This is a genomic window from Pseudomonas sp. H3_C08 (assembly GCF_054669455.1).
This window is the reverse complement of record NZ_CP162803.1, coordinates 5,426,911-5,453,548: the sequence shown is the minus strand read 5'-3', so window position 1 is coordinate 5,453,548 and position 26,638 is coordinate 5,426,911. Positions and strand designations below refer to the sequence as shown.

Genomic DNA, 26,638 nt, shown 5'->3' with positions numbered 1-26,638 from the left:
CTTATGGGGTTTCGATGCGCCGCTGCAGCAAGTTGATCAGCAGCAACAGGACGAAGGAAACCACCAGCATCAAAACGCCGATGGCGGTAGCGCCGGTGTAATCGTATTGGTCGAGTTTGACCATGATCAGCAGCGGCAGGATTTCGGTTTTCATCGGCATGTTGCCGGCAATGAAAATCACCGAACCGTACTCACCGACGCCACGGGCGAAGGCCAGGGCAAAACCGGTCAGCCACGCGGGCAACAATGCCGGTACAAGAATGTGGCGGAACACCTGCCATGGCTTCGCACCTAGGCACGCGGCGGCTTCCTCGACTTCACGGGGAATGTCGGCCAGCACCGGCTGCACGGTACGCACCACAAACGGCAGAGTGACGAAGGTCAGCGCCAACGTGATACCCAGCGGGGTATAGGCAATCTTGAAACCGAGGTCAGCGGCGAATTGCCCGACCAGACCGGCCGGCGCATACAGCGCGGTCAGCGCGATACCGGCCACCGCTGTCGGCAGGGCGAACGGCAGATCGATCATCGCGTCGATCACCTTGCGCCCCGGGAAGGTGTAGCGCACCAGCACCCAAGCGAGCAGCGTGCCAATGATGCCGTTGATGATCGCGGCACACAGCGCGGTGCCGAAGCTCAGCTTCAGGGCGGCCAGCACGCGCGGTGCGGAGATGATCGTCCAGAACTGATCCCAGGTGAGTTGCGCGGCGTGGACGAACATCGCCGCCAGCGGGATAAGCACAATCAGACTGAGGTACACCAAGGTGTAGCCCAGCGTCAGCCCGAAGCCGGGTATGACGGGGGAGATACGACGCGACATAAAAGTCCTTGGTTAAAAAGCGATCCGCTGAACGCACCCATGTGGGAGCGAGCTTGCTCGCGAAGAAGGAGTATCAGCCAACTCCACGTCGTCTGACACTGCGCTTTCGCGAGCAAGCTCGCTCCCACATTTTCTGCGCCTGGCTTCAGGCTTGATGTGTGGCTGAAGTCAGATTACTGCGCCTGATAAATCTGGTCGAACACGCCACCGTCGTTGAAGAATTTCGGCTGTGCGGTTTTCCAGCCGCCGAAGTCTTTGTCGATGGTCACCAGTTCCAGTTTCGGGAACTGCTGAGCGTACTTGGCAGCCACGTCCTTATCACGCGGACGGTAGAAGTTCTTCGCGGCAATTTCCTGACCGGCCGGGCTGTACAGGTGCTTCAGGTAGGCTTCGGCGATCTGCTCGTTGCCTTTTTTCTCGGCGTTCTTGTCGACCACGGCAACCGGCGGCTCGGCGAGGATCGACAGCGAAGGCACGACGATGTCGAACTTGTCGGCGCCGCCATCTTCTTTCAGTGCCAGGAACGCTTCGTTTTCCCACGCCAGCAACACGTCACCCTGACCGTTGTTGACGAAGGTAATGGTCGAACCGCGTGCACCGGTGTCGAGAATCGGCACGTGCTTGAACAGGGTCTGCACATATTCTTTGGCTTTGGCTTCGTCACCGCCGTTGGCTTTCAGGCCGTAGGCCCATGCGGCGAGGAAGTTCCAGCGCGCACCGCCGGAGGTTTTCGGGTTCGGGGTGATCACCGAGACGTCGTTCTTGACCAGATCGCCCCAGTCCTTGATGCCTTTCGGGTTGCCCTTGCGCACCAGGAAGACGATGGTCGAGGTGTACGGCGTGCTCGCTTCCGGCAGACGCTTCTGCCAGTCGGCGGGCAGGGTCTTGCCGAGTTTGGCGATTTCGTCGATGTCGCCGGCCAGCGCCAGGGTCACTACGTCGGCACGCAGACCGTCGATCACCGCACGGCCCTGCTTGCCCGAACCGCCGTGGGATTGCTGGATTTTCACGGTGTCGCCGGCGTGATCTTTCTGCCAGAACTTGATGAATTCAGCGTTGTAGTCCTGATACAACTCGCGCGTCGGGTCATACGACACGTTGAGCAGTTCGTAATCCTTGGCAACCGCGGAACCGGCAAACACGGCACTGGCCAGCGCGGCCAAAGCGTAACGGCGAATCGACGACATGGTGAAAGCTCCTGGAATTCTGGGTGGTGGCTTTTTCTTATGTATTTCGGGAATCGTGTTGTCGGTTCAAAGATCGCAGCCTTCGACAGCTCCTACGCACAGCCCCCTGTAAGAGCTGCCGCAGGCTGCGATCTTTTAGCCCGGTTGTTTGCCCGGTTGCTGCAAACGGAATTTCTCTTTGCGTTCGATCTGCACGACCTGGGCGTTGTGCACAGTGATCTCCACCGCGCCGAAACGCAGATCGCGCAGAGCGCTCTGGATTTCACGCAAGATGGTGGTTTCGTCCTGACCGTCAACGCTGCGAAGGGATGCGCTCATGGTGCTGCTCCTTTGAATGGGATTTGCCTGGCAGTGGGCGGCACTGCGTTCGGCGTGGGAGCAATATAAGAGAGGCGCAGATATTCTTAAAAAGACTATTTAAGAATTTTTATATAACTGAAAAACTGATCGTTCCCACGCTCCGCGTGGGAATGCAGCCAGCGGCGCTCTGCGCCGCGATTTTGGGCCGACGCAGAGCGCCCCTTTGCTGAGCGCAGGAACAAGTTTGCCCCTGTCTTAGCTAATCAACGGCGCCCTTGCCCAATCAATCTCCTTTGCCGGACTCGGCCGCCCAAACCAATAGCCCTGCCCCAGATCACATTCCTGCTCAAGCAGAAACGCCGCCTGCTCAACCTGCTCGATGCCCTCGGCATGCACCTGCATGCCCATGCTTCGGGCCAGCGCGATGATCACCCGGACAATCGCCACGTCATCCTCATCCCACGGCAACCCGGCAACAAAACCCTGATCGATCTTCAGCTTCTGCACCGGCAAGCGCTTGAGTCGCAGCAGTGACGAGTAACCCGTGCCGAAATCATCGATGGCCAGGCGAATACCCAATTCGCGCAAACGGTGCATCTGCTCCAGCGCGACTTCCGGATCATCCATCACTGCACTTTCAGTGACTTCCAGCTCCAGATATGCCGGATCCAGTCCGGTGTCGTGCAGCACCTGCGCCACCTGCTGGTACAACTCGCGCCGGGCAAACAGCCGCGACGAGACATTCACTGCGACAAACGACAACACCACTCCGGCCTGCCGCCATTGGCACATTTGCCGACACGCCTGCTGCATGACCCAGGCGTCGATTTCAGCGATCAAACCGGTGCGTTCGGCAATCGGGATGAACTCCGCAGGCGAGACCAGACCGCGTTGCGGATGCTGCCAGCGCACCAACGCTTCAACGCCAATCAAGCGACTGGTTTTCAAGTCATGCACCGGTTGGTAATAAACCCGCAGTTCCTGCTGCTCCAGCGCCCGGCGCAACTCGAATGCGATCTCCACACGTTGCTGGGCGTGGGCGGTGAGTTCTTCGGTATACAAGGCATAACCGTTGCGGCCGCTGCTCTTGGCCTTGAACAGCGCCGCATCGGCATTGCGCAACAGTTGCTCGGCGCTTAGCGCGTCGCTGGGGAACAGGCTGATGCCGAGGCTGGCGTTGATGAACAACTGATTGCCATCAATGCTGAACGGCTCCTTCAGCGCATCGAGAATCCGTTGTGCCAGCGCCGCTGCCTGCACCGGCTGTGGACAACTCTCTGCCAACACCGCGAACTCGTCGCCGCCCAGGCGCGCCAGGGTGATACCGGGGCCAAACAGTTCTTGCAGGCGCGCCGCGACTGCCTTGAGCAAGCGATCGCCGACGTTATGGCCAAGGCTGTCGTTGATCATTTTGAAATGATCGAGATCGAGCATCAGTAACGCGCAGCCGCGCTTGTGGATCTGCGCCGAAGCCAGCGCCTGCTCGGCGCGGTCGCTGAACAGCAGGCGATTGGGCAGATCGGTCAGCGGATCGTGGTGCGCCAGGTGTTTGAGTTCATGCTCGGAATCCTTGATGGCGCTGATATCGGAAAACACCGCAACGTAATGGCTGAGCCGGCCCTGATCATCGTGAATGACCCGGATGGTTTGCCACTGTGGATAAATCTCGCCGCTCTTACGCCGATTCCAGATCTCGCCACTCCACTCGCCCTGCGACTCCAGGGTGGCGAACATCGCTTGGTAGAACCCCGGCGGATGGTGACCGGACTTGAACAGGCTCGGCTGCTGCCCGAGGACTTCTTCACGCTGATAACCGGTGATCTCGATAAACGCCCGATTGACGTGCACGATCAGCCCTTGGTGATTGGTGACCAATACCCCTTCGCGGGTGCAATCGAACACGGCCGCCGCTTGACGCAGGCGTTCGCGATCAGCGTGGCGCTCGCGCAACCGCGCACCGATGCCGAGAAACTCGCACAAGCGCGCCCGCGCCAGAAAGATCAGCCCGGCGCTGAGCGCCGCAAACACGTAACCGTTGATCAGTTGCCATCGGGCAAGATCGACGGAGTTATCGAAGAAATTGTTTAATAAATGATCAGTTCCCTGCAGCCAGACAACCGCAAGTACGAGATAGAGCAGCGCTGCACGCAAAGCATCGCGGTAAGTGGCACGCATTCGGCTGTCCATGTCCCTACAAAAAGGTTGGAATTATAGGTCAAGAAACATCCAGCGACTCTTATCTGAAAGGGCGACTGGTTTTATCTGTGTGCTTGGTGATAATGCAACGGCTGTTTTTATCTTTATCGAGGGCCCTATAGCCTATGTGGTACGAAGGTTTTCTTGGCTTGTCGGCCTGGTCTCTGGTCGCGGTCACCCTGCTGATGACCCACGTGACGATTGTCGCCGTCACGGTCTATCTGCACCGCTACTCGGCCCATCGCTCGCTGGAGCTGAATGCCGGCCTGAAGCACTTTTTCCGTTTCTGGCTGTGGCTGACCACGGCGCAGAACACCCGCGAGTGGACCGCCATCCACCGTAAGCATCACGCCAAGTGCGAAACCGAAGATGACCCGCACAGTCCGGTCATCAAAGGCCTTTCCACCGTGCTGCGCACCGGCGCCGAGCTGTATCGTGCCGAAGCGCAGAACCCGGAAACCCTGCGCATCTACGGCAAGAACTGCCCCGAAGACTGGATCGAACGCAACGTCTACAGCCGCTACCCGCTGTTGGGCGTGGCGATCATGGGCGTTATCGACCTGCTACTGTTCGGCACCATCGGCATCACCATCTGGGCGATCCAGATGATGTGGATCCCGGTGTGGGCCGCTGGCGTGATCAATGGCCTGGGCCATGCCGTCGGCTATCGCAACTTCGAATGCCGCGACGCGGCGACCAATCTGGTGCCTTGGGGCATCCTGATCGGCGGTGAAGAACTGCACAACAACCACCACACCTACCCTAACTCGGCCAAGCTGTCGGTGAAAAAGTGGGAGTTCGACCTCGGCTGGGCATGGATCAAAGTCTTCTGCTTCCTGCGTCTGGCCAAGGTCCAGCGTGTCGCGCCAATTGCCCACCGTGTCGAAGGCAAGGGCAATCTGGACATGGACACCGCGATGGCCATCCTCAACAACCGCTTCCAGATCATGGCCCAGTACCGAAAGCTGGTAATCGGCCCGCTGGTCAAGCAAGAGCTGGCCAAGGTCGATCATTCGGTGCGTCATCAGTTCCACCGCGCCAAACGTCTGCTGTCGCGGGAAACCAGCCTGCTGGAAGATCGTCATCACTTGCGCATCCAGACCATGCTCGAGCACAGCCAGGCGCTGAAGGTAATCTACGAAAAACGCTTGGCCCTGCAGCAGATCTGGGTCAAGACCAGTGCAAATGGCCACGACATGCTCGCGGCCATCAAAGAGTGGATTCACGAGGCGGAAGCCAGCGGCATCCAGTCCCTGCGCGAATTTGCTGATCAGTTGAAAACCTACTCGTTGCGTCCTGCAGCGGTCTGAGACCGTTGATCGGTGCACCCGGCTCCCGGGTGCACCCTTCGGAACTTCGCCAAAAATCGCCTATCTCAAAGACACTTCGCCATCCCGGCGGGCTGTATTGTGGCCGTTGTCGAATTGCGGCACGTCCTTTGAGATCTGTGCCGATGGTCAACAACAATCAAAAAGACTCATCCTTCCCGCAGTGGCCCGAAGCCGCGCAAACCCTTATGGCGTTGATGCACGCCCAAGGTGAAGTCGCTCGTCTGAGCGAACGCGAGCAGCTGTTCAGCTCCTTGCTGGTCAGCGTCAACGCCGTGCTCTGGGCCTTCAACTGGGAAACCCGGCAGGTGCTGTACGTCAGCCCCGCCTATGAACGGATTTTCGGCCGTTCTGCTGGCCTGCTGCTCGCCGACTACAACCAGTGGCGCGACAGCATCTACCCCGACGATCTCGACTACGCCGAACGCAGCCTCGCCGAAGTGCTGCATAAAGGCGCGGTGGAAGATCGCGAATACCGGATCATCGCCGCCGACGGCCAGGTGCGCTGGCTCAGCGACAAATGCTTCATCAACCGTCAGGACGAACCCGGTCAGCCGGTGATCATCGTCGGCATCGCCGAAGACATTACTGACAAGAAGCAGATGGAAACCGAGCTGCACCGTTTGGCGACTACCGACGTGCTGACACAAAGCAGCAATCGCCGGCACTTCTTCGAGTGCGCCAATCGCGAGTTCGAAGTAGCGCGGGTGCAGGGCGCGCAAATGGCCTTTCTGCTGCTGGATATCGATGATTTCAAAATGATCAACGACACCTACGGTCATCCCGAAGGCGACAACGTGTTGCAGCGGATTGCCGAGTGCGGGCGCGGGTCATTACGTCGAGGGGATCTGTTCGGGCGGATTGGCGGCGAAGAGTTTGCAGCGGTATTTCCCGGTTGTGCACCGGACATGGCCATGCAAGTGGCGGAGCGGCTGCAGCAGGAGATTCAACGGTTGAGTTTCAGCCATGATGGCCAGACGTTCGGTATCACCGTCAGCCAGGGGTTGACCAGTCTGACCGAGACCGACGACAGCCTCGACAGCCTGTTCGCCCGCGCGGATGCGGCGATGTATGAGGCCAAGCGACAGGGCAAGAACCGCATCATTTCTGCCTGACCCGTATCTCAGCTACACAGAGATCCATTGTAGGAGTGAGCCTGCTCGCGATAGCGGAGTGTCAAACGAATCGTTGGTGTCTGACACTCAGTATCGCGAGCAGGCTCACTCCTACAGGGGTTTGCGTAAGTCAGGTTATTTGCGCATCCGCATCAATTCCGGCAAGCCAATCTTCAGCAACCGCGCCGTGCGACTCTTCGCCAGTTCCTCAACGCCTTCATGCTCGGTCAGATGCGCCATCTGCGCTGCCATGTTCATCACCAACGCCTCACGGGAATACACCCCGCCGCCGAGCTGGTAGACCGACGCAATCAGCTCCCGCAATTCCAGCGGCAGGCGCCATCGGGTACGCAACGCCGAACCATAAGCCGCACCAAACTCGGCCAGCGCCTCGCCCACCTCCTCCCACTCATCCAGCTCTCCACCGGCTTGTTTCCACTCCTGCAGACAACGCAACAACGCCAGATCACCCAGGCGATGCAGCATGCCCGCGCAGTAACAGCGTTCCTGATCGAGATCGAGCAGCCGCGCGAGGGTGCGCGCATATTCAGCGGTGTGCAGCGACAACCCCCAGTAACGTTCGGCATAGTCCGCCAGACATGGATCGCTGAGCCTGGCGCTGCGCTTGAGTGCCAGCCCCAGAATCAGGTTCATGCTCTGCCCGGTGCCCAGCCGATGCAGGGCCTGCGCCAGTGTCTGCACCGGCGCGCCATGGTGCTGCGCCGCGCTGTTGGCCGCAGCGATCAGCACCGCCGTGATTTGTGGGTCGGTCTTGATCTCATCTTCCAACAGCTTCAGATCGAGGCCATTGGGGTTGAGGCTGCGCTTCACCGCCACCTGCACATCGGTCATCAACGGCGCACCGTCAGCCTGCTCACGACGTCGCTCGAGAAACACCGACAAGGTCATGCCCGGCGCCAATGCCGGTACTTCACAGAAAACCTCTTCACCGGCATTCAGCAGCAAGCCCTGCAAACGCTCGGTCAGGCTTTCCATGTTCAGTGGTTTGGTCAGATAGGCCGTTGGTGCCAACGGAATCGCTTCGCGCACGCTGGCGCTGTCGTTGCGGCTGCTCATCAGGATGAACGGCAGCGGCGGATTGCGTTTGCGCTGGCGCACGCTGCGCAGCACGCTCAAACCATCGATGCCGGGCAACTCCCAATCAACGATCGCCAGGTCATACGGCACTTCACTGAGCAATGACAGGGCTTGCTGCCCGTCGGCGCACAAGTCTATCCGCGCATCGCAACGCACGTTCAGGAGCACTTGTTTGAGCAGGTCCCGGGACCACGGATCGGCCTCGGCAATCAGCACTCGGGGTACGGCGGGTAAATCAACGGCAGTCATGCGCGCTCTCCCTTGCAATGCCTGAACCTTAGCCAATGCTGGCCATTCGATACAGCGCTAAAGCAATTGATAGGTTCACGGGGCGAAAAAAAACCCGCCGAAGCGGGTTTTTTTGTCTATCCGATCACACAGTGCGCGGCTTACAGCTCCGAGAAGCACTCTTCGATGATCGCCAGACCTTTGTCCAGTTGCTCGTCCGGCGAGGTCAGCGGTACGAGGACGCGCAGAACGTTGCCGTAGGTGCCGCAGGACAGCAGGATCAGGCCCTTGTCGCGCGCCTTGGCCACAACGGACGCTACAGCGGCGGCGTTCGGCTTGTGGCTGTCGCCGTTTTCGAACAGCTCGACCGCGATCATCGCGCCCAAGGCACGGACTTCGCCGATCACCGGATACTTGGCCTGGATAGCTTTCAGGCCAGTAACCAGACGCTCGCCGACAGCCTTGCAGCGGTCCAGCAGTTGTTCTTCTTCGAACACTTCCATCACCGCCAGCGCAGCGGCGCAAGCGATCGGGCTACCGGCGTAAGTGCCGCCCAGGCCACCCGGGGCGATGGCGTCCATGTATTCGGCCTTGCCGCACACACCGGCCAGCGGGAAGCCGCCTGCGATGGATTTGGCGAAGGTGGTCAGGTCGGCAGCAACGCCCATCTGCTCCATGGCGAAGAAGGTGCCGGTACGGCCAGCGCCAGTCTGTACTTCGTCAGCGATCAGCAGGATGCCGTGCTGGTCGCACAGGGCACGCAGACGCTTCATGAACTCTTTCGGCGCAACGTAGAAACCACCTTCACCCTGCACAGGTTCGATGATGATCGCGGCGATGTCTTTCGGCTCAGCGTCGTTCTTGAAGATGCGTTCGATGGAAGCGATCGAATCATCGATGCTCACGCCGTGCAGTTCGTTCGGGTACAGCGCGCGGAAGATGCCGCCTGGCATCAGGCCCATGCCGGCCGAGTACGGCACGACTTTACCGGTCAGGCCCAGGGTCATCATGGTGCGACCGTGGTAAGCGCCGGTGAAGGCGATCACGCCAGCGCGGCCAGTGGCGGCACGGGCGATTTTCACGGCGTTTTCAACGGCTTCGGAACCGGTGGTGACCAGCAGGGTTTTCTTGGCGAAATCACCTGGCACCTTGGCGTTGATTTTCTCGCACAGCTCAACGTACGGCTCGTAAGCCAGTACCTGGAAGCAAGTGTGAGTCAGCTTGTTCAGCTGTTCGGTCACGGCGGCGATGATTTTCGGGTGCACGTGGCCGGTGTTCAGTACCGCAATACCGCCGGCGAAGTCGATGAATTCACGACCTTCAACGTCAGTCACGGTGGCGTTCTTCGCCGATTCAGCGAAGATCGGGTGAATCTGGCCGACACCACGTGGAACAGCTGCGGTACGACGGGCCATCAGTTCAGCGTTAGTCTTGCTCATTACAGTCCTCATTCGCCGCTCATCGGGCGGCGTGGTTCAAGGATTAGCGGGAGAAATCGACGGTGGCAGCATGCGATGATCGACTGCCACGGCGTTCCTGGCCGCAGAGAAAATTCCGGTTTGAAACGACGCAAAGGGACAGCGCTCTCGTGCCCTTTGCGTTTGCAGCGGTCTCTTACAGGGCTTAGATGCCCAGGCAGAGGTATTTGATTTCCAGGTAATCTTCGATGCCGTACTTGGAGCCTTCACGGCCCAGGCCCGAGGCCTTGATGCCGCCGAACGGCGCGACTTCGTTGGAGATCAGCCCGGTGTTGACGCCAACCATGCCGTATTCCAGCGCTTCCGCGACGCGGAACACACGACCGAGATCGCGAGCGTAGAAGTAAGAGGCCAGACCGAACTCGGTGTCGTTGGACATCGCGATCACTTCGGCTTCATCTTTGAAGCGGAACAGCGGCGCCAGCGGACCGAAGGTTTCTTCCTTGGCCACAGCGGCGTTTTTCGGCACGTTGGTGAGGATGGTCGGTTCGAAGAAGTTACCTTCCATTGGCTTGCCGCCAGCCAGCACGGTGGCGCCTTTGGCTACGGCGTCAGCGATGTGTTCTTGCACCTTGGCCACGGCTTTTTCGTCAATCAGCGGACCCGTGGTGGTGCCGTCTTCCAGACCATTGCCGATCTTCAGTTTCGCCACCGCCACTTTCAGCTTCTCGGCGAACGCGTCGTAGACCGAATCCTGAATGTACAGACGGTTGGCGCAGACGCAGGTCTGGCCGTTGTTGCGGTACTTGGAAATGATCGCGCCTTCGACAGCCTTATCCAGGTCCGCGTCGTCGAACACGATGAACGGTGCGTTGCCGCCCAGTTCCAGCGAGACTTTCTTGATGTCCTTGGCGCATTCCGACATCAGTTGACGACCGATTTCGGTCGAACCGGTGAAGGACAGTTTGCGCACGATCGGGTTGCTGGTCAGCTCGCTGCCGATGTCGCCAGCGCTGCCGGAGACCACGCTGAACACGCCTGCAGGAATACCCGCGCGCTGGGCCAGTTCGGCCAACGCGAAAGCGGAAAACGGAGTTTGCGAAGCTGGCTTGAGCACCATGGTGCAACCGGCAGCCAGTGCTGGACCGGCCTTACGGGTGATCATCGCCGCCGGGAAGTTCCACGGGGTGATCGCGGCGGTCACGCCGATTGGCTGCTTGATCACGATCAGGCGTTTGTCTGGCTGGTGGCCCGGAATCACGTCACCGTAGATGCGCTTGGCTTCTTCGGCGAACCACTCGATGAACGAAGCGGCGTAAACGATTTCGCCCTTGGCTTCAGCCAGCGGCTTGCCCTGTTCGAGGGTCATCAGGCGTGCGAGGTCGTCTTGGTTCTCGATCATCAGTTCGAACCAGCGACGCAGCTTGCCGGCACGTTCTTTGGCAGTCAGGGCACGCCAGGCTGGCAGCGCCTTGTCGGCGGCTTCGATGGCACGGCGGGTTTCGGCAGCGCCCATTTTTGGCACGGTACCGAGGATTTCGCCGGTGGCCGGGTTGTTGACCTTGATCGTCTGACCGTTGTCCGCATCGACCCAAGCGCCATCAATGAAGGCTTGCTGGCGGAACAACAGGGTGTCTTTAAGCTGCATGTCGGCTTTCCTTAACAGCACCGCGGCCTGCGCGGAGCAAATTATGATTGTAGAAAGGCGCCTCGCAAGGCTGCCGTCAGGGAAATCAGTGACCGGGCGTGGCGCATCGACAGTGCACGATTCGAAACACCGGCGCTTCAACGCCCGGTCAACGAGCGTTTGAAATCTCAAACGGATCGTAGGATCAAAGGGGTTAAAGGACAATAGGTCGTTCGAAAAAAAGAACAAAAACGGCGTATTTGTGGAATTTTTCAGATCAACGAGCCAAAAGCCCCCGCCGCAGGAAAACCTTAGATCAACCACGCCAAAGCGCCAAGCGAGGGTTTTGCAGGACGTTACAGCTTTATGGAATGCAGCGATTTGCGCCGACACGCATACTGACAATCCGCGCCGAAACCCAGCATGGACGCCCCGAGTCGACCTAGGTATGATGTCGCCCGCTGCACCAGTAGCTCAGCTGGATAGAGTACTGCCCTCCGAAGGCAGGGGTCGTGGGTTCGAATCCCGCCTGGTGCACCATTGATTTAAACGAGAAAGCCCCGGACTGTGATGGTCCGGGGCTTTTTTGTGGGTGACGCAAATGGACAGGAACGACGTTACTCTGTCGTCCAGTCGAACTCGTCGTAATCATCATCGTCATCCTCTTCCTCCTCAACCTCCTCAAAAACGTCGTCTTCATCAACGACATCCTCTTCCGGCTGATTCAGCAGAAATTCCTTACGCGTCTCGGTAATCGCTCGCCGCATCTCTTCGCCCTTCTCCGGGCAGTTGAGCAGTTGGGCGATGCGGTCAATTTTTGCTGCCACGTTGTCCTCCAGCGCATCGGCAATGCCCCGATAGTGCGCGTTTTTGCGGGGCAATGCCAAATGGCTGAGGGGTCAGGCGGTCATTTTTTCTGCAACTGTTGGAGTCGGGCGTCGAGATCGGTGTTCGGGTAGCGTTTGTGCAGGTTGTTGAACAGGCTGTCGGCGGCTTGCGACTGGCCGGATTCGCGCAGGCGCAGGACTTCGCGCAGTTGTGCGTCGAGGCCGTTGGCCGGGGCGGTGGCGCGTTTGCTGAATTTGGCTTCATCGGCGCTGATGGCTTGATCTTGCATCGGCGCCGCCATTTCCATCATCGGCGCAGGTGCCGGCATGGCGCCGGCCGGAGCGGACAATCGGTGCAGCTGCGCTGAGTCCGTGTCGGTCATCGGTACGGCAAGCTCGGGGGCTGGCGCGTAGTCATACTGGCGCAGCGGTTCAGGGGCGCGCTGTACCAGTGATAACATCAAAGCCACGCCGAAGAGACTGGCGAACGCAACTTGCCAGCGTGGTTTGCGACATAAATCCGCCCAGCGTTGCCACAGGCTTGGTTTCGGCGCAGGGGTTTGACGCTGCGCAGCGTTGAGGATGAACGCATCAAGGTGCGCTGGCGGTTCGGCATTGTGCTGTTCGCGCACATGCTTGATCAGCGAATCTTCGGGTGTCTGGCGGGCGTCAGTCATGTCAGTACCTCCTCGGCCAGCAGCCGACGCAGTTTTTGCTGGGCATAGCGCAAGCGGCTTTTGACGGTTTCCAGCGGTGTTTCGGTGAGGCTGGCGATTTGTGCCAGGTCGAGGTCGCCGTGGGCGCGCAGCAAGAACACCTCGCGCTGGTCGGCGGGCAGGGTTTGCAGGGCGCTTTCCAGACGCTGGCTATCACGACTGAGGCTGAGCAGTTGTTCGGGATCGTTCGCCTCATCGGTGACAGCGTGATTTTGCTCGTCATAGCTGTCATGCAGCGGTTGCCGGGCGCCGTGTTTGCGCCAGTGGTCGATCAGGCGATTACGGGCAATCTGGAACAACCACGTACGAAATGTCGCCCGCCCTTGTGGCTGACTGATGCTGCGGATCAGGCTCAACCAGGTTTCCTGAAACACCTCATCGGCCAGTTCCGGTTTGCCGCTCAAACCGAGCAGAAACCGGTACAAACCCTGACGATGGCGCGCGTACAAGATCTCGAACGCCGCGCCGTCGCCCTCGCGATAACGCGCCAGCAGCGATTCGTCGCTGCTGGCAGTTGAGCTGTCTGCCGAGGCAAACAGCTGACTGATGAAGCTTTTCAGACGACTCACTTATTCAATCCGTCGTTCAGTGGGCTGTGCGCTCGCTACAGTTGAGTTGCGCAAGCTCTGCGCCAGCTCGACCAGTTGCACGAACTCGTTACGCAGGCCAAAGCGATCATCGCCACGCGCGCCACGGGCCAGTGTCTCCGTATCTTTCAGGCTGAAGTCGCCGGTGTAACGACCATCCTTGAGCTGCTGGGAAAACGCGGCAACTGCAGCGGCAAAGCGCAGGTCTTCGCTGGCAGGCGTGACCCGATTGGCAATCGGCCGCTCGATCAGCAAACTTTTCCCACCTTCAGGCTGTTGATAACGCACACGCAGCATTGCTAATTCTCCGCTCTTTGCCGAAACAACAGCGTCGGATTTGCCGTAACGCAACGGCTCCAGCCAGCCCTGCTCGCCCGCCGGAACAATTTCGTACAACGCGGTCACCGTGTGTCCTGCGCCGATTTCGCCGGCATCGACTTTGTCATTGCTGAAATCCTCACGCTTCAACGCACGGTTCTCGTAGCCGAGCAGGCGATATTCGCTGACCTGCGCCGGGTTGAATTCCACCTGCAGTTTGACGTTTTGCGCCACCACGGCGAGGGTCGAACTCAACTGATCCACCAATACTTTGCGTGCCTCGCGCAGGTTGTCGATATAGGCGTAGTTACCGTCGCCTGCGTCGGCCAGTTGTTCCATCAAGTGCTCATTGTAGTTATCCACACCGAAACCCAGGGTCGTCAGCGAAATCCCGCTTTTGCGTTTATCCACAGCCATTTGTTTGAGGCTGTCGAAGTCGCTGACGCCGACATTGAAGTCACCATCAGTGGCCAGGAGGATGCGGTTGATGCCTTTGGGGATGAAGGCCTGCTGCGCCATTTGGTAGGCCAGTTCGATACCCGAGGCGCCAGCGGTCGAGCCACCGGCGGTCAATTGCTCGATGGCTGTACGAATTTTCGCTTTCTCGCGTCCGGAGGTCGGCTCCAGTACCACTCTCGATTCGCCGGCATACACCACCAACGAAACGCGATCCTGATCACGCAACTGATCGACCAGTAATTTCAGCGTGCTTTTGACCATCGGCAGGCCTTCGCGGCGATCCATCGAGCCGGACACGTCGACCAGAAATACCAGATTGGCCGGGGCCAGTTCCGCCAAGGCGCGGTCGGAGGCCTTGATGCCGATACGCAGCAAGCGCGTGTGCGGGTTCCACGGTGAAGCGGCCAGCTCGGTGGTCACGCCGAAGGGCGAGCCATCACTGGGCAGCGCGTAGTCGTAGGGGAAGTAATTGACCAGTTCCTCCAGCCGCACCGCACCTTCCGGTGGCAGTCGACCTTGATTGAGCAAGCGGCGGACGTTGGCATAAGCGCCCGTATCGACGTCGGCACTGAAAGTCGAAACCGGCGTCTCGGCGACGCTGTGGATCGGGTTATCGGCCAACGTCTGATACTGCTCGCGCTGCTCGTCGCGATAGCTCTGTGGATAACTTTCACTCAACGGCATCGGCGCGCTGCCCGCATTGGGCATCCTGTACAGCGCGCGTTTGGCCATTGAGCTGTCAGCCATCACGGCTTCCTGTTGAACCAGCACCTCAGGCTGCGCCGGCGCTGGCACAGCAGCGGAATCGGGTGTGGACGAAGCACCGCAACCGGCGAGCGCCAGCAGCACACCAACCGCAACAGGACGCAAAAGAGAATGAGACATGGGGGCTGACCTCGGGATGAAATTGATCATTCATCCACTGAGACGGGCAGCCCTTTCAGTTCGGGTTAAACGCCGCTAAAAATATTTTCAGCGGTGATAACGCCGCACCGCACTGCTGTTGCGCAGCACATGGCCTTTGATTTTTTCCATCAGCTCGGCGCGGGTCAGACCGGCGGGCAAGGCGTCCGGGGCCAGATCCAGCGCGTAGATCTGGATGATGTAGTGGTGCGCACTGTCGCCCACTGGCGGGCACGGCCCCATGTAATGGGTGTTGCCCTTGCTGTTGGTGCCGCCGAGACCTTCGAGCGCGGATTTGGCACCGACGCCCGCTGCAATCTGGTGCGTAGTGGCTTTGATGCCGTAATGAATCCAGTGATCGACGCCCAGGCCTTTCTGGCCATCCGGGTCGTGCATGACGATCGCGTAGCTCTGGGTGCCGACGGGTCCAGCGTTCCAGCTCAGCGCCGGCGACTGGTTCTTGCCGCCGCAACCGGGTGCATCGCTGGCCGCGGCCGAGGTAAACAGGCGGTTATCGGAAACACCCGGGATGTTCAGGGTGAAACGCTCCTGGGCCTGCGCCGGAAACTGCACGCAAAGGGTGACGGCGAGAGCCGCCAGCCATGGGTTGAGAGAGGTCAATCGGGTCATTCCGGGAGCACCTTGTGCAGTTGGGCCGTCGTCGGCTTGCAAACTATAGCTGTACCGTTCGCGCCGTGGCAGTAGCAAATGGCTGAACCTCGCACTACCGCGCAAACTCACAAGAGAAATGCCCGTGAGGAAGCCGATCATGCCAGTGCACCGTGTCGCCCGTATCGCCGATGTCCCAGAAGACCGTGGCCTGCAAGTTGAAATCGGCGCGTGCAAGATCGTGCTGCTGCGCGCCGGTGGGCAATTACGTGCCTATCAGGGCGAATGCCCACATGCCGGCGCACCGCTGGCTGACGGTGCGTTGTGTCACGGACGGCTGATTTGCCCTTGGCACAAGGCTGCGTTTCGCGCCGAGGATGGTGCGTTGTGCGAGCCCCCGGCGCTCGACAGCCTCAAGCGCTATCCGCTGGAGCTGCGTGGCGACGAGGTTTGGGTCGATGATCAGCCGTTGCCCGACCCGCATACGCCGCCGGCGGACGATTCGCGCACTTTCGTGATTGTCGGTGCCGGCGCGGCAGGTACAGCGTGCGCGGCGGCGTTGCGGGAAAAGGGTTTCGGTGGCCGGATCGTGATGATCGATCACGAGCCGGGGGCGGGTTACGACCGTACGGTGCTGAGCAAATTTGTCCTTGCCGGGGAGATGCCCCCGCAAGAAATACCGCCGCTGCGTGAAGATGACTTCTATAAAGACCAGCGCATTGAACGCCAACAAGGCGAAATCAGCGCAATCGACGCACTGAACAAAATCCTTCACCTCAACAATGGCCAGACGCAGCGCTATGACGCGGCGGTGCTCGCCACTGGCGGCGAGCCCAATCCGCTGGATTTACCTGGCGCAGATCTTCCGCAGGTATTCGTGCTGCGCTCAAAAGCTCAGGCAGAACGGATCATGCACGCTGCCAGAGAGGAGCAACGTGCGGTAATCATCGGCGACAGCTTCATCGCCCTCGAATGTGCGTCGGCCCTGCGCCAGTATGGTCTCGATGTCACGGTGCTGGCTCGCCACGCGATTCCCTTCGCTGCGCAATTCGGTGAAGCCGTGGGCAAAGCGATTCGCGCGCTGCACGAACAGAACGGGGTGAAGTTCATCACCGAACACGCAACCACCGAGATCATCGGCGAAGGCAAAGTCGAGGCCGTATTGCTGGACAATGGCCTGCGTCTTTCGGCGGATCTGGTGCTGGCCGGGGTCGGCGTGCACCCGGCCACCGAGGCCTTCGCGTCACTGCCGAGGGAAAAAGATCAGTCACTGCGCGTCGATGACGGCATGCGCGTTACGGACGGCCTGTGGGCGATCGGCGACATCGCCACCTTCCCGCTGAACGGCCAGTTGCAGCGTATCGAACACTGGCGCCTGGCCCAGCAACACGCACGCATCGCCGCGGCCAATATGCTCGGTGGCGAAGAACATTACCTCGACGTGCCGTTTTTCTGGACCTGGCACTTCGGCAAGAATTACGACTACCTCGGCCACGCCGAACACTGGGATGAGGTGGAGTTTCTCGGCGAACCCGAAAATCCGCCCTTTATCGGTCTGTTCGGCAGAAACGGTGTGCTGGTCGCTGCAGTCGCCTGCGAAAAGGAACGTGCAATGGCGCTGTTGGCCGAACGGATGAAGCAACCGCTGGCAATGGAAGAGGCCTGGACATTGATCCGCGATTACGCTTGATCGTTCCCACGCTCTGCGTGGGAATGCAGCCCGTGACGCTCCGCGTCACTGGACGCAGAGCGTCCCTAGAGGCATTTCCACGCAGAGCGTGGGAACGATTAATTAACGGGGAAGGGGTTCGCGATTATCGTCATCTTCAGCATGCAGAAAGATCACCCGCGGATGCTCCAGTGGTGCCAGCGGCGGTGGCAATTCCTGCGGATGAACCGGCCAGAAATGTGTCACCACATGGCTGATGTCACCCTCCTGATCGTTATGAATGGTCATCACCCCAGGCGTGCGCAGTTTCTGAAAGCGGTCATCGCAGAGTTTGAAACTCTTGCTCAGCCCTTCATCGTCAATCACCGGCGATGGCAAGCGGCGCTGGGCGAAGCTGCGGCTTTTGCGCTGCTGATAACGCGCCCAACCGATCAGAATCACCGCATTGACCAAGGCCACCCACAGATAGATCTGCAGGGTGCCCAGCGCGTCGAACGCCGACTTATCGAGCAGCGGCCCGCCCGCGTGAGTTTCGATCAGCGGCCATAAGCCACGGATCAGCAGAAACAGCAGGCCAACCCAGGCCACAACGGTGAGGATCACATCGATCACTACCAGAAAGGGCCGCTGGCGAGTCCGGATGATTTTCATTTGATGACCTCCTCTTCGTCGTCGCCGATCGGTTTGATGCCCCGATCAGGACTGACCCAACGCGCACGTTTCTGATGTTGACCGAACAGCACTTTGGGGAAGCTGACCAACGTGGTCAGCAGGCTGATAAGCCAGAACACCAACGGATACCAGACCACCCAGAACATCGTGCGGCCCAATCCCGGCTCATAGCGCCGATCGATGACGATGCTTACCGCGAACTGCACCAGACAGACGAACGCCAGCAACAAACCGGTAAATGCCGGTGGCATCAGGTGATCCACTGCGATCGCCTCGGGCATGACCACAAACTTGCCGACGCCCCAGAAGATTACCGACAACAAGAAGGTGAACGCCCAACCGGTCGACAGGCAGTATTCGAACAGCAGCGGCCACAGGTAACGGTGACGGTACTGCCAGATACCACGAATGTTTTTGAACAGCACTTCGGCACCGCCCTGCGCCCAGCGCAGTCGTTGCTTCCACAGACCGCCGAGGGTTTCCGGCATGAGGATCCAGCACAGCGCGCGCGGCTCGTAGAAGATGCTCCAGTGGTCGAGTTGCAGCTTCCAGCTGATATCGATGTCTTCGGTGATCATGTCCGGGCTCCAGTAACCGACGCGGTTCAACGCGGTACGGCGGAACGCGACGATCACCCCGGAGACGGTAAAAATCCGCCCGAATACCCGTTGCGTGCGCTTGATCAAGCCGATGATGGATGAGAACTCACCGACCTGCACCCGCCCGACCAGCGTCGAGCGCGTTCGGATCCGCGGGTTACCGGTCACCGCGCCAAGGCGTGCGTTATCCAGCATCGGTGCGACCAGATAGGCTGCGGTGTTCGGCGCCAGCAGCGCATCACCGTCGATGCATACCAGATACTCACTGCGCGCTGCGATAGCGCCCATGCGCAAGGCGACGGCTTTGCCCTGGTTTTCCGCCAGGTGCAGCACGCGCAGGCGCGGATCTTCCTTGGCCAGCGCATCCAGCACTTGCGCGGTGTTGTCCTTCGAGCCGTCGTTGATCGCGATAACTTCGATGTTCGGATAATGCTGGGCCAGCGCCGCGTGGATCGTATCGGCGGCATTGTCGCCTTCGTTGTAGCAAGGGATCAGGATCGAGATCAGCGGCTCGCCTTCCAGTGGCGGTGGCAGGGTGTCGTCCTGCCACGGCCAGTGGCGTTCCCAGTGCAGCCAGAAGTACAGGCCGCCGGCAATCCACAACCCGGACATGAACAACGGGTAGAAGAACACGAAGTCCATCAGGAACTGCCCGGTGACCAGGAAGATCAGCCCCAGCGGCACGCCGAGGACGAGCGCCAGAACAAGCAGGGCTAACAGTCTATCCAGCATGTTATGGATTCCATTTGTTGGAGAGTGCAGGCCTTACGGTTTTCAGGTCCGGCAGGTTGTCGAGGAAGTTGTCCGGGTAGTAACCGAAACTGGTCGCGCCCTGACGCTTGAGACGGCCCATCCAGTCCGCCAGATGTGCGCCGTCGATGTCGGCCTGATCCTTTTTCGTCCAGTCGCGGGCCTGCAATTCGAACACCGTGCGGTTCAGGGCTCCGGGGCGCTTGCTGACGGTTTTCACCAGGGTTTCCAGCCACGGGCCGGACTCGGCCTGGGTCTGTTTTTCCATGAGCGGCATGGCCATCGGCGCGGTCCAGTCATAGGTCTGCAGGAAATCGTCGAGGTTCTGTGCGTACCAGGCTTCGCTGCCGGGATTGAGCATCGGCTCGGCGAAAATATTGCGTGCGGTCAGCACCTGCGGGCCCCGAATGGCGCGGACTTTAGCGGTCAGCTCGTTGGTGAAGTCGATCAGGTAGCGGCTCTTGAACCGCGTCCATCGCTGCAGGGCCGCCGGATCATCGCGCAGGGCGGCAATTGAACCTGGCAAACCGTGGGCGACGTAGGCTTTCAACGCTTCGGGGCCGGCGTCCTCGAAGTCCGACAGAATCGCATCGTCGTGATAGAGGATGCCGTCGACCGAGGTCAGCCGCGCCACGTCCTCGTAGATTTCGCCGATGATCCGCCGCACCTCCGGATCGAACGGTGACAGGCGTTGGTACTGATCCGGATCGATTGCGGTGGTGCCGGTTTTCGGATCCCAGCGCGTGACACGCGGCAGCTTCGCATCAAGGCCGAAACTCAGCACCGGCATCCACGCAAACACCTTCACGTTGGCGCGAGTACGCAGTTGCCAGGCCACGCGGTCGAAAATGTCGGCACGTACCGGCAAGTGACGGTTGGGAAAGTACAGCGAGTGCACCAGACCATCGCCCTGCGGATCGGCAAAGGCTTGCAGGAACACCGTGTTGGCGCCCATGTCGGCCATGCGCTGCACCAGTTTGCCGAGGTTGATGTCCTGTTGTGCCGGATCCGGGTCGTAGACGTTGTCCAGATCAACGTGCACCACACGCATGACGAAATCCGACTGCACGTCGACGATGCTATTGGAGAAAACCTCGCCGTCGGGATCGGAGGAAACCAGGAAGCGCGGACTGCTCATCAGGTTGTCGAGGGCGTCGAGACCGTCGTCCAGCGTCAGGGCCATTTCGTAGCCCTCCTCGCCGACCACGGTCAGCGATGTGCCATCCGCCGCACCATACGGCCAGACCCAGACGCGTGGTTTCTTGCCGGTGACCTTGCGGATTTTTTCCGAGATGTTGTTCACGTCGGTGCGAATCCGCGCCTGGAAATCGGCCTCGGACTCATAACGTTTGGTCAGCGGATCATAACGCCGGGTCGCAGCAGCAGGCTGCAGGTTGCCCTGCGGGTTGGCCAGGATCCCTTTGTGGTTCGCGTCGGTGTGCGCGGCAATTTCCACCAGGCCGGATTGCGAGATTTCGCGCACCTGTTCCCAGGTCAGGAAGTCGGAACGCGCACGCGGCGCACCGGCAAAATCCACCGGTTGATTGAGCGGCGTGTCGATCCAGACGCCGACCGGGGCCAGCAAGGCGTGCCAGTTGTAGGCACGCAGCACCGGCAGCACGCGGGTGTAGAAACTCGCATAACCGTCGTCGAAACTGAGCAGGATCGCTTTCGCCGGCAGCTCCGGGCCGCCCTTGCGCGCGGCCATGATCTGGTCGACCGTCACCGGTTTGTAGCCGTTCTCGCGCAGCCACGCGAGCTGCTCGATCATGCGCTCGGTGCGCACCGCCACCACGGCCTGATCGGGATCGCGGTCTTCAACATCGTGATAGGCGATGCCGAGCACGTGATTTTTCGGCCACGGTTTTTCGCTGGCCGCCAGCGGACGCTCGGACGGCGGCGCAAAGGCCGGAGCTTGCTGGGCGCAGGCGCTGACCAGCAGCGCTCCCAGCAGAAGGATGAAACGCGAAATCAAAGGCATCTTCAAACTCTTCTAGAAGCGGAAAGTGAGGTCGACGAGCAGACGCAGATCGGTCTCACGATCACCGTCGTAAGGCCGGTTGATCACACTGAACAAACCGCCCACCTCGAACACGTCGTTCCAGGCATAACGCTGGCCGTAACCGAGCAGGGCCATGCCGCCTGTGCCGTGCTCACGCTGGCTGTACGTGCCTGCACCGGCCTGGAATTGTTGGCTCCAGGAGGTTTCGTAGCGGTGGTAGAGCACGTGATTGACGTTGACCAGCGGCATCACGCTGAAGTCGGATTTGGGGTTGAAGTACGGCACGTCATCGGACTTGGAGTTGTGGCTGGTACCGACTTCCAGACCGGCGTCGACCTGCACGTTCGGCGCGCTGTAGACGCCCTCGCGGCCAGTGAGCAAGGCTTCAACGCGGTTGTTGCCGTCGCTGAAGTGCGACGGGCTTACCGACAGGCGCCACTCGCGGCTTTCGTTGGCACGCCAGCGAATGAAACCGCTGCCGCCATTGGCCTTGATGTCACTGTTGAGCGCGCGCAATGGCGTCTCGGCCGACAGGTATTCGAGGCTGCCGCCGTACTGCCAGTGGTCATTGATGTCGCGGGCAATCGCCAGCCGTGCGCCCTGTTTGTCGCCGAAACCGTAATCGTGATTGGACACCTCGGCTTCAAGGGTCATGTCACGAGTGCGGCGCTCCAGGCCGACACGCTGAAAGCGGTGGTGCCCGGTGCCTTCGGCGAAGTCGCCGGTGGCATACCCGGCCCCGGCGAACACGCGCCAGTCTTCATCAATGGGCGGGCTGTACAGGGTGGTCTGGATACCAAAATCGCGGCTGCCGCTGACGGCTCCGGCATCGCCACTGCCGCCGCCATTGGCCTTGCCGCCGTAGGCTTCAACGCGCAGTTCGGACATGTCATGCACTTCGCGCTCGCGCGCTGCACGCTGGACCTGACGGTTATCAGGGAAACGCGCGACCACGTCATCGGTCAGCGCATCCATCTGCCGCCATTCCTGCAGCGTCATCGCCGTGCGCGCCTGCGCGACTTCCAGGCCCATGCCGCGCGGCACCATGCTCTCGGTTTCCTTGAGCTGGATTTCCGCACGGCGCGGCCATTGCCGCGCCAGATACAGGTCAGCCTGGGCCAGACGCAGGCCGACATTGCCGGGGGCCTGATCGACCAGCGTCTGCAAGCGTTCTTCGCTGTGGGGCAAGTCGGAACCATAGGTCCCGGCCTGCGCGGCCAACTGCTGGGCGTCCATCCATTCATGGTTGGGATTGCCGATGGGCAAACCTTTGAGTTCGACACGCGGACGCTGGGACTTGGCAGCGTCCTCGGCGACTTTGCGCGCTTCATCGGCACGGTCGCTTTCCAGCAATGCGTAATACAGCGCGGTGGTGTCTTCGAGGCGATCACCGACATCAGCGTCCGGCGCCGACAGCACCTGGCGATACAAGTCCGCGGCGATTTCCGGTTCACGTTGATCCAGATACGACGCCGCTACCCAGCGCAAGGCGTAAGTCGGAATCTTCACACCTTCGGCTTGCAGCTTCTGGTACTCAGTGATGACGTCGGCCGTGCGTACCCTGGCCTTGAGTGCGCCCATGCGGTCGATGCGCCAGCGAATGACGTCGTCGTGAGCTGTGGCGTCAGGTGTCCAGGTGGCGAGCAGTTTGTCGTAATCGACCAGCGCACGGTCGGCGATGACGTAGCGTTCTTTTTCGCTGCGGGTGGCGAGTTCGGCGAGACGCACGCGCTCGGCGGCCAGATCACCTTCGAGGCGACGCAACGTGACCGGATCGATCAACCCCGGACGCTGATTGGCCAGACGCAGCGCCGGTTCCGGCAAACGCGCCTTTTGCAGAGCAACCACGTATTCGCGAGCGACTTCCGGCTTGCTGCCGGCGCGCTTGAAGGCCTGATCGTATTCGAACAGGGCATCGTAAGGTTTGTTGTCACGGGTCAGGGCATAGCCCAAGGCGAGACGGCGCGACGGATCATCGGGCTTGGCCGCCACCAGCGCTTTGGCGCGGGTCACCGCTTCGTCGGGTTTACCGGCGTCAGCCTGGGTCAGGGCCAGGCCCAGTTGCAGATCGGCGTTATCCGGCTCCAGCGCCAGGGCCTTGTTGTAGACCTGAGTCGCCTGGTCCCAGCGCTTGAGGTTGCGATAGGCACGGGCGGTGGCGGTCAGCGCCTGAACCGGCAGGACGCGGTCGCGGCCCTGGGTTTCATAAACCTGCACCACTTCGGCATCGAGGCCGGCCCAACTGGCGATTTGCAGGTGATCGCTGATCTGCCCGGTCGTCGACTGACCGGGTGGCACCTGACGCAAAACCGTCAGCGCCGGCGTGTACTGCCCGGCGCGAGCGTCGCGCACCATCTGATCGTAGGGTGTGTCGGCAAACGCCAGCGCCGGCCAGAGCAACTGGCTGCACAGCGCGACTCGGAACAAAGGGCGTAAACCACGATGTAATACAGGAACATCAATACGCGGCATTCGTCAGCATCCTTACATGGCCAGCCGGGTCGCAATGCCCTCCTTGCCCATTCGTAACGGTGGCCGCCAATGCACATGCAACGGCCAAGCTTAGTCAGGCAGTTTTGCACGCAAGCGTAGAGCAACATCCAGAACACAATAATTGTTCAGAATCGTGCTGGCGGTTCAGCCGAAACCCGAACGCCAGACAGCAAAACGCCCGGCGTCTGTGCGATACAGAGGCCGGGCGCTGCTATTAAGAACGCAGAATTACTGCACTTGCGTGACGCCTGCGAACTTGCTCATCAGGAAGCCGACGAACTGCTCAACGGTCATCTTCTGGCCGTTGAATTCGACCTGATTGGCGGCGTAGTGCAGCTTGGTCACGACGTTGGTGCCGTCGACGACGGCCAACTGCGAACCGACCGCCATGCCGGCGAACATGTCAGCCGCTTCCTTGGACTGATCGACGATGGCTTTGGCATCGGTCTGACCATCCAGTTGCGCCTGTACGCTAAGCAGATCGACCAGCATCGGCTTGGACACCTGGATATTCAGATCAAGCAACGCAATCAGTTGTTTGCCCAGTTGATCCGGCGGCAAATCCATCGATTGCGGCTTGGTCAGGTCGATCACCAGATTGGCCTTGCTCTCGCCGTTGGCGGTGTTGAACGAGAGGTTTTCCAGCGCAATCTGTGGGCCGGCGGCCAGCAATTTCTGCAGGTCGGCTTTGACCTGGGCGTTTTCAGCTTCGGTGAGGTTCAGCTCCGGCGCTGGCAAGCCCTGGGCTGCAGCCTCGGCCGCGGCTTTTTCATACGGCTGCAATTTGGTCTGGTAGATCTGCATCAGCGACAGGGTCGACGGGATGTCGAGGTTTTTCAGGCTCATGGCCATGTTCGCCGAACCGACTTTCTTGTCGTTGATGCTGACTTCGCCAATCTTGTAATCAGCACGACCCGAGGCATTGCTGCCGTTTTCTTCGGTGAGGTTCTTCATTTCGAAGTTCTTCACACCGAGCACCGATTGCTTGGTGCCGAAGGTGGTTTTGCTGTTGGTCAGCTCCAGGGTGTTTTCCCCGGTGTAGTAGCCGTAGCTGCTTTTGGCGAGGTTGCTGGCCAGGGTCAGACCGTTGAGTTCGACCTGCACCGGCGCCTGATCTTCAGCCACGGTGACCAGCTTCAGGTTATCCATGTAACCGTCTGCCTTGACCTTCTGCGCTTTGGCGTTAGCGGAGATGTTCATGGTCAGGCCGGAAAATTTCAGACTCGATTGCTCATCCAGCGCAGTTTCGAACGGCAGCAGGTCGAGAGTGCTGGTGGTGGACTCGTCGTAGCCGATGCTGGTTACGCCTTTGAGCGGCGCGGCGCCCTTGGTGGCGGCGAACCATTTCTCGGTGGCCGGATTCTTTTCCAGTTCGTAGTTGCTGGTGGCCATGACCGGCAGCCATTTCAGCGAAACCAGACGCGAGAACGGCAGCGGACCGTGTTCGATGTGGTCGACAAACAACAGTTCGACCGGCTTGTCGCCAAACATCTCGCCTTCACCCTTGAGGCGATAGTGCGCGGTACTGGTGAAAGTGTGGCGTTCCAGCGACACCAGTTCCAGCGACGCGGTGCCGTTGGAGCCGGCCATGGCGGTTTGCAGCTCTTTGTTGGCATTGCTGACGGCGTTGTTCAACACGCCTTCGATCTTGGTCCCGGTGTACCAGGCCCCGCCCGCGCTGATCGCGCCGATGGCAACAACAATTCCGAGAAGCACGCCTGCTGATTTATTCATGAATGACCTGATCGATTTCCGTGGCTGTGAGTGTGGTCGTCTTCCCTGAACCCGTGACCGGGTCGCGGCTCGACTGCGCTGAATTCAGCGGTGGAGATTAGCACCGGGCGCGTGAGCTGGCCCAATGTTTAAAGGTTAAAGAGTGTCTATGGGGGGAATGGACAGTCGACAGGTTGGAAGAGTTTCGGTGTTTTTCAGTCCGCCTTCGCGAGCAGGCTCGCTCCCACAAGGACAATACTGTACCTGTGGGAGCGAGCCTGCTCGCGAAGGGGCCAGATGATTCAGGCAAAAATCAGGAATACTGAACCTCAATCTCATCCAGTTGATGATCAAAGCTTTTGAGCCGCGCGGTCCAGGTGTACACCAGCACTTCAAAGTCCCGATCGATCACCGCCCCGCCCGGCCCCTCGGCGCGCGGGTCGCAGAAATCCAACTGATAGCGCTCGCGGGCCATGGCCGTGGCGACATCGGACAATTCGCGGGCGTTGTTCAACCAATGCCAGCCCTCGTCATCGATCTGCTTGTCGAGTTCCAGGCACTGCTTTTTCAGCGCTTCAAGGCTTTTTTCCAGCGGCGTACCGGTGAGTTCGCCCATGACTTCGGCGAAGGTCCGCCCCGGTTGCCAGTAACTGCCCCAGAAATACCGGTCGAACACGGTTTCGACCCGGCGCAGGGCGACTTTGGTGTCCCAGATCAGCACCAGGGTCTTGCCCTGTTCAAGCTGCCGCTTCTTCACGCGCTGCACCTGAACCGACGCCCAGGCGACCACGACGATGGCCATGACCGCAATCAGCGCGACGGCGCTGTCGAGGAAAACCATGGCCTTGTCGATCTGATGGGCCAGCATGATGCCGTAGAAATAGGTCGCCGAGAGCAGCACCAGCGCTGCGAGGGCGCACCAGAAGCCGAGAGCGTAAGGGTTTTTCATTATTGGTTTCCCCTAGACCAGCGCTAGCAATGTGCGCTGAAAGGGCGCCTTGCTC

21 protein-coding genes and 1 tRNA gene are annotated in these 26,638 nt (G+C 60.1%); 4 read left to right on the top strand and 18 right to left on the bottom strand.

What is annotated here, in order from left to right; translation table 11 throughout:
* Window position 1: 1 nt before the first annotated feature.
* The 4 genes from cysT to dibA all read right to left on the bottom strand — a co-directional run bounded on the left by cysT (window position 2) and on the right by dibA (window position 4,482).
* Window positions 2-820, bottom strand: coding sequence for a sulfate ABC transporter permease subunit CysT (cysT, locus tag AB4N74_RS24875; protein WP_007917680.1), 819 nt, complete (start codon window positions 818-820; stop codon window positions 2-4).
* Between the two features lie 173 nt (window positions 821-993).
* On the bottom strand, window positions 994-2,007 hold the full coding sequence (locus AB4N74_RS24870) for a sulfate ABC transporter substrate-binding protein (RefSeq protein ID WP_034151823.1): 1,014 nt from the start codon (window positions 2,005-2,007) through the stop codon (window positions 994-996).
* 135 nt (window positions 2,008-2,142) lie between these two features.
* On the bottom strand, window positions 2,143-2,325 hold the full coding sequence (oscA, locus tag AB4N74_RS24865) for a sulfur starvation response protein OscA (protein ID WP_034151822.1): 183 nt from the start codon (window positions 2,323-2,325) through the stop codon (window positions 2,143-2,145).
* Window positions 2,326-2,562: 237 nt separating this feature from the next.
* Window positions 2,563-4,482 (bottom strand): phosphodiesterase DibA, encoded by a 1,920-nt coding sequence (gene dibA, locus AB4N74_RS24860; RefSeq protein WP_320336028.1) that lies wholly within the window; start codon window positions 4,480-4,482, stop codon window positions 2,563-2,565.
* 146 nt (window positions 4,483-4,628) lie between these two features.
* Between dibA and desA the strand changes: the two genes are divergently transcribed.
* Together desA and AB4N74_RS24850 are read left to right on the top strand one after the other, a co-directional pair.
* Window positions 4,629-5,813 carry a delta-9 fatty acid desaturase DesA gene (desA, locus tag AB4N74_RS24855; RefSeq protein WP_034151820.1) on the top strand — a complete coding sequence of 395 codons (1,185 nt, stop codon included), beginning with the start codon at window positions 4,629-4,631 and terminating at the stop codon, window positions 5,811-5,813.
* Between the two features lie 143 nt (window positions 5,814-5,956).
* Complete coding sequence (locus AB4N74_RS24850; RefSeq protein ID WP_093440388.1) at window positions 5,957-6,946, top strand: GGDEF domain-containing protein; 990 nt, start codon at window positions 5,957-5,959, stop codon at window positions 6,944-6,946.
* Window positions 6,947-7,081: 135 nt separating this feature from the next.
* On the opposite strand, the gene AB4N74_RS24845 is transcribed toward AB4N74_RS24850, so the two are convergent.
* From AB4N74_RS24845 to gabD, 3 genes are all read right to left on the bottom strand, one after another.
* Entirely contained in the window at window positions 7,082-8,293 is a 1,212-nt protein-coding gene (locus tag AB4N74_RS24845) for an HDOD domain-containing protein (protein ID WP_460097509.1), read from the bottom strand.
* Between the two features lie 140 nt (window positions 8,294-8,433).
* Window positions 8,434-9,711 (bottom strand): 4-aminobutyrate--2-oxoglutarate transaminase, encoded by a 1,278-nt coding sequence (gene gabT, locus AB4N74_RS24840; RefSeq protein WP_007917687.1) that lies wholly within the window; start codon window positions 9,709-9,711, stop codon window positions 8,434-8,436.
* A 184-nt stretch (window positions 9,712-9,895) separates the two neighbouring features.
* On the bottom strand, window positions 9,896-11,338 hold the full coding sequence (gene gabD, locus AB4N74_RS24835; protein WP_093440380.1) for an NADP-dependent succinate-semialdehyde dehydrogenase: 1,443 nt from the start codon (window positions 11,336-11,338) through the stop codon (window positions 9,896-9,898).
* 442 nt (window positions 11,339-11,780) lie between these two features.
* Here gabD and AB4N74_RS24830 point away from each other — a divergent pair.
* Window positions 11,781-11,857 (top strand) — tRNA-Arg (locus AB4N74_RS24830).
* A 77-nt stretch (window positions 11,858-11,934) separates the two neighbouring features.
* Here AB4N74_RS24830 and AB4N74_RS24825 read toward each other — a convergent pair.
* From AB4N74_RS24825 to AB4N74_RS24805, 5 genes are all read right to left on the bottom strand, one after another.
* Window positions 11,935-12,204 (bottom strand): hypothetical protein, encoded by a 270-nt coding sequence (locus tag AB4N74_RS24825; protein ID WP_460097507.1) that lies wholly within the window; start codon window positions 12,202-12,204, stop codon window positions 11,935-11,937.
* Between the two features lie 20 nt (window positions 12,205-12,224).
* Window positions 12,225-12,821 (bottom strand): hypothetical protein, encoded by a 597-nt coding sequence (locus AB4N74_RS24820; protein WP_460097505.1) that lies wholly within the window; start codon window positions 12,819-12,821, stop codon window positions 12,225-12,227.
* On the bottom strand, window positions 12,818-13,399 hold the full coding sequence (locus AB4N74_RS24815) for an RNA polymerase sigma factor (protein ID WP_460101225.1): 582 nt from the start codon (window positions 13,397-13,399) through the stop codon (window positions 12,818-12,820). Before AB4N74_RS24815 ends, AB4N74_RS24820 begins: the two co-directional genes overlap by 4 nt.
* 30 nt (window positions 13,400-13,429) lie before the next feature.
* Window positions 13,430-15,109 (bottom strand): vWA domain-containing protein, encoded by a 1,680-nt coding sequence (locus AB4N74_RS24810; protein ID WP_460097504.1) that lies wholly within the window; start codon window positions 15,107-15,109, stop codon window positions 13,430-13,432.
* Window positions 15,110-15,196: 87 nt separating this feature from the next.
* Window positions 15,197-15,757 carry a YbhB/YbcL family Raf kinase inhibitor-like protein gene (locus tag AB4N74_RS24805; RefSeq protein ID WP_093440364.1) on the bottom strand — a complete coding sequence of 187 codons (561 nt, stop codon included), beginning with the start codon at window positions 15,755-15,757 and terminating at the stop codon, window positions 15,197-15,199.
* Between the two features lie 139 nt (window positions 15,758-15,896).
* Here AB4N74_RS24805 and AB4N74_RS24800 point away from each other — a divergent pair, with 139 nt between their 5' ends.
* Window positions 15,897-17,426 (top strand): FAD-dependent oxidoreductase, encoded by a 1,530-nt coding sequence (locus AB4N74_RS24800; RefSeq protein WP_460097502.1) that lies wholly within the window; start codon window positions 15,897-15,899, stop codon window positions 17,424-17,426.
* 102 nt (window positions 17,427-17,528) lie between these two features.
* Here the strand turns inward: AB4N74_RS24800 and pgaD are convergent, their stop codons facing one another.
* From pgaD to AB4N74_RS24770, 6 genes are all read right to left on the bottom strand, one after another.
* Window positions 17,529-18,056 carry a poly-beta-1,6-N-acetyl-D-glucosamine biosynthesis protein PgaD gene (gene pgaD / locus AB4N74_RS24795; RefSeq protein WP_460089443.1) on the bottom strand — a complete coding sequence of 176 codons (528 nt, stop codon included), beginning with the start codon at window positions 18,054-18,056 and terminating at the stop codon, window positions 17,529-17,531.
* Entirely contained in the window at window positions 18,053-19,408 is a 1,356-nt protein-coding gene (gene pgaC / locus AB4N74_RS24790; protein WP_093440350.1) for a poly-beta-1,6-N-acetyl-D-glucosamine synthase, read from the bottom strand. The genes pgaD and pgaC overlap by 4 nt, the downstream gene beginning before the upstream one ends.
* A gap of 1 nt (window position 19,409) precedes the next feature.
* The gene (pgaB, locus tag AB4N74_RS24785) at window positions 19,410-21,407 is read right to left on the bottom strand and encodes a poly-beta-1,6-N-acetyl-D-glucosamine N-deacetylase PgaB (protein WP_460097499.1); all 1,998 of its coding nucleotides are present in this window, start codon (window positions 21,405-21,407) and stop codon (window positions 19,410-19,412) included.
* 12 nt (window positions 21,408-21,419) lie between these two features.
* The gene (gene pgaA / locus AB4N74_RS24780; protein ID WP_099757677.1) at window positions 21,420-23,900 is read right to left on the bottom strand and encodes a poly-beta-1,6 N-acetyl-D-glucosamine export porin PgaA; all 2,481 of its coding nucleotides are present in this window, start codon (window positions 23,898-23,900) and stop codon (window positions 21,420-21,422) included.
* Between the two features lie 249 nt (window positions 23,901-24,149).
* Complete coding sequence (locus tag AB4N74_RS24775) at window positions 24,150-25,655, bottom strand: YdgA family protein (protein WP_460097497.1); 1,506 nt, start codon at window positions 25,653-25,655, stop codon at window positions 24,150-24,152.
* A 292-nt stretch (window positions 25,656-25,947) separates the two neighbouring features.
* Complete coding sequence (locus tag AB4N74_RS24770) at window positions 25,948-26,583, bottom strand: NADH:ubiquinone oxidoreductase subunit N (protein ID WP_093440326.1); 636 nt, start codon at window positions 26,581-26,583, stop codon at window positions 25,948-25,950.
* Window positions 26,584-26,638: the final 55 nt, after the last annotated feature.

Excerpts from the sequence above, each read along its gene's own strand:
- cysT (WP_007917680.1), bottom strand. The coding sequence starts at position 820 with ATGTCGCGTCGTATCTCCCCCGTCATACCCGGCTTCGGGCTGACGCTG.
- AB4N74_RS24870 (WP_034151823.1), bottom strand. The coding sequence starts at position 2,007 with ATGTCGTCGATTCGCCGTTACGCTTTGGCCGCGCTGGCCAGTGCCGTG.
- oscA (WP_034151822.1), bottom strand. The coding sequence starts at position 2,325 with ATGAGCGCATCCCTTCGCAGCGTTGACGGTCAGGACGAAACCACCATC.
- dibA (WP_320336028.1), bottom strand. The coding sequence starts at position 4,482 with ATGCGTGCCACTTACCGCGATGCTTTGCGTGCAGCGCTGCTCTATCTC.
- desA (WP_034151820.1), top strand. The coding sequence starts at position 4,629 with ATGTGGTACGAAGGTTTTCTTGGCTTGTCGGCCTGGTCTCTGGTCGCG.
- AB4N74_RS24850 (WP_093440388.1), top strand. The coding sequence starts at position 5,957 with ATGGTCAACAACAATCAAAAAGACTCATCCTTCCCGCAGTGGCCCGAA.
- AB4N74_RS24845 (WP_460097509.1), bottom strand. The coding sequence starts at position 8,293 with ATGACTGCCGTTGATTTACCCGCCGTACCCCGAGTGCTGATTGCCGAG.
- gabT (WP_007917687.1), bottom strand. The coding sequence starts at position 9,711 with ATGAGCAAGACTAACGCTGAACTGATGGCCCGTCGTACCGCAGCTGTT.
- gabD (WP_093440380.1), bottom strand. The coding sequence starts at position 11,338 with ATGCAGCTTAAAGACACCCTGTTGTTCCGCCAGCAAGCCTTCATTGAT.
- AB4N74_RS24820 (WP_460097505.1), bottom strand. The coding sequence starts at position 12,821 with ATGACTGACGCCCGCCAGACACCCGAAGATTCGCTGATCAAGCATGTG.
- AB4N74_RS24810 (WP_460097504.1), bottom strand. The coding sequence starts at position 15,109 with ATGTCTCATTCTCTTTTGCGTCCTGTTGCGGTTGGTGTGCTGCTGGCG.
- AB4N74_RS24805 (WP_093440364.1), bottom strand. The coding sequence starts at position 15,757 with ATGACCCGATTGACCTCTCTCAACCCATGGCTGGCGGCTCTCGCCGTC.
- AB4N74_RS24800 (WP_460097502.1), top strand. The coding sequence starts at position 15,897 with ATGCCAGTGCACCGTGTCGCCCGTATCGCCGATGTCCCAGAAGACCGT.
- pgaD (WP_460089443.1), bottom strand. The coding sequence starts at position 18,056 with ATGAAAATCATCCGGACTCGCCAGCGGCCCTTTCTGGTAGTGATCGAT.
- pgaC (WP_093440350.1), bottom strand. The coding sequence starts at position 19,408 with ATGCTGGATAGACTGTTAGCCCTGCTTGTTCTGGCGCTCGTCCTCGGC.
- pgaB (WP_460097499.1), bottom strand. The coding sequence starts at position 21,407 with ATGCCTTTGATTTCGCGTTTCATCCTTCTGCTGGGAGCGCTGCTGGTC.
- pgaA (WP_099757677.1), bottom strand. The coding sequence starts at position 23,900 with ATGCCGCGTATTGATGTTCCTGTATTACATCGTGGTTTACGCCCTTTG.
- AB4N74_RS24775 (WP_460097497.1), bottom strand. The coding sequence starts at position 25,655 with ATGAATAAATCAGCAGGCGTGCTTCTCGGAATTGTTGTTGCCATCGGC.
- AB4N74_RS24770 (WP_093440326.1), bottom strand. The coding sequence starts at position 26,583 with ATGAAAAACCCTTACGCTCTCGGCTTCTGGTGCGCCCTCGCAGCGCTG.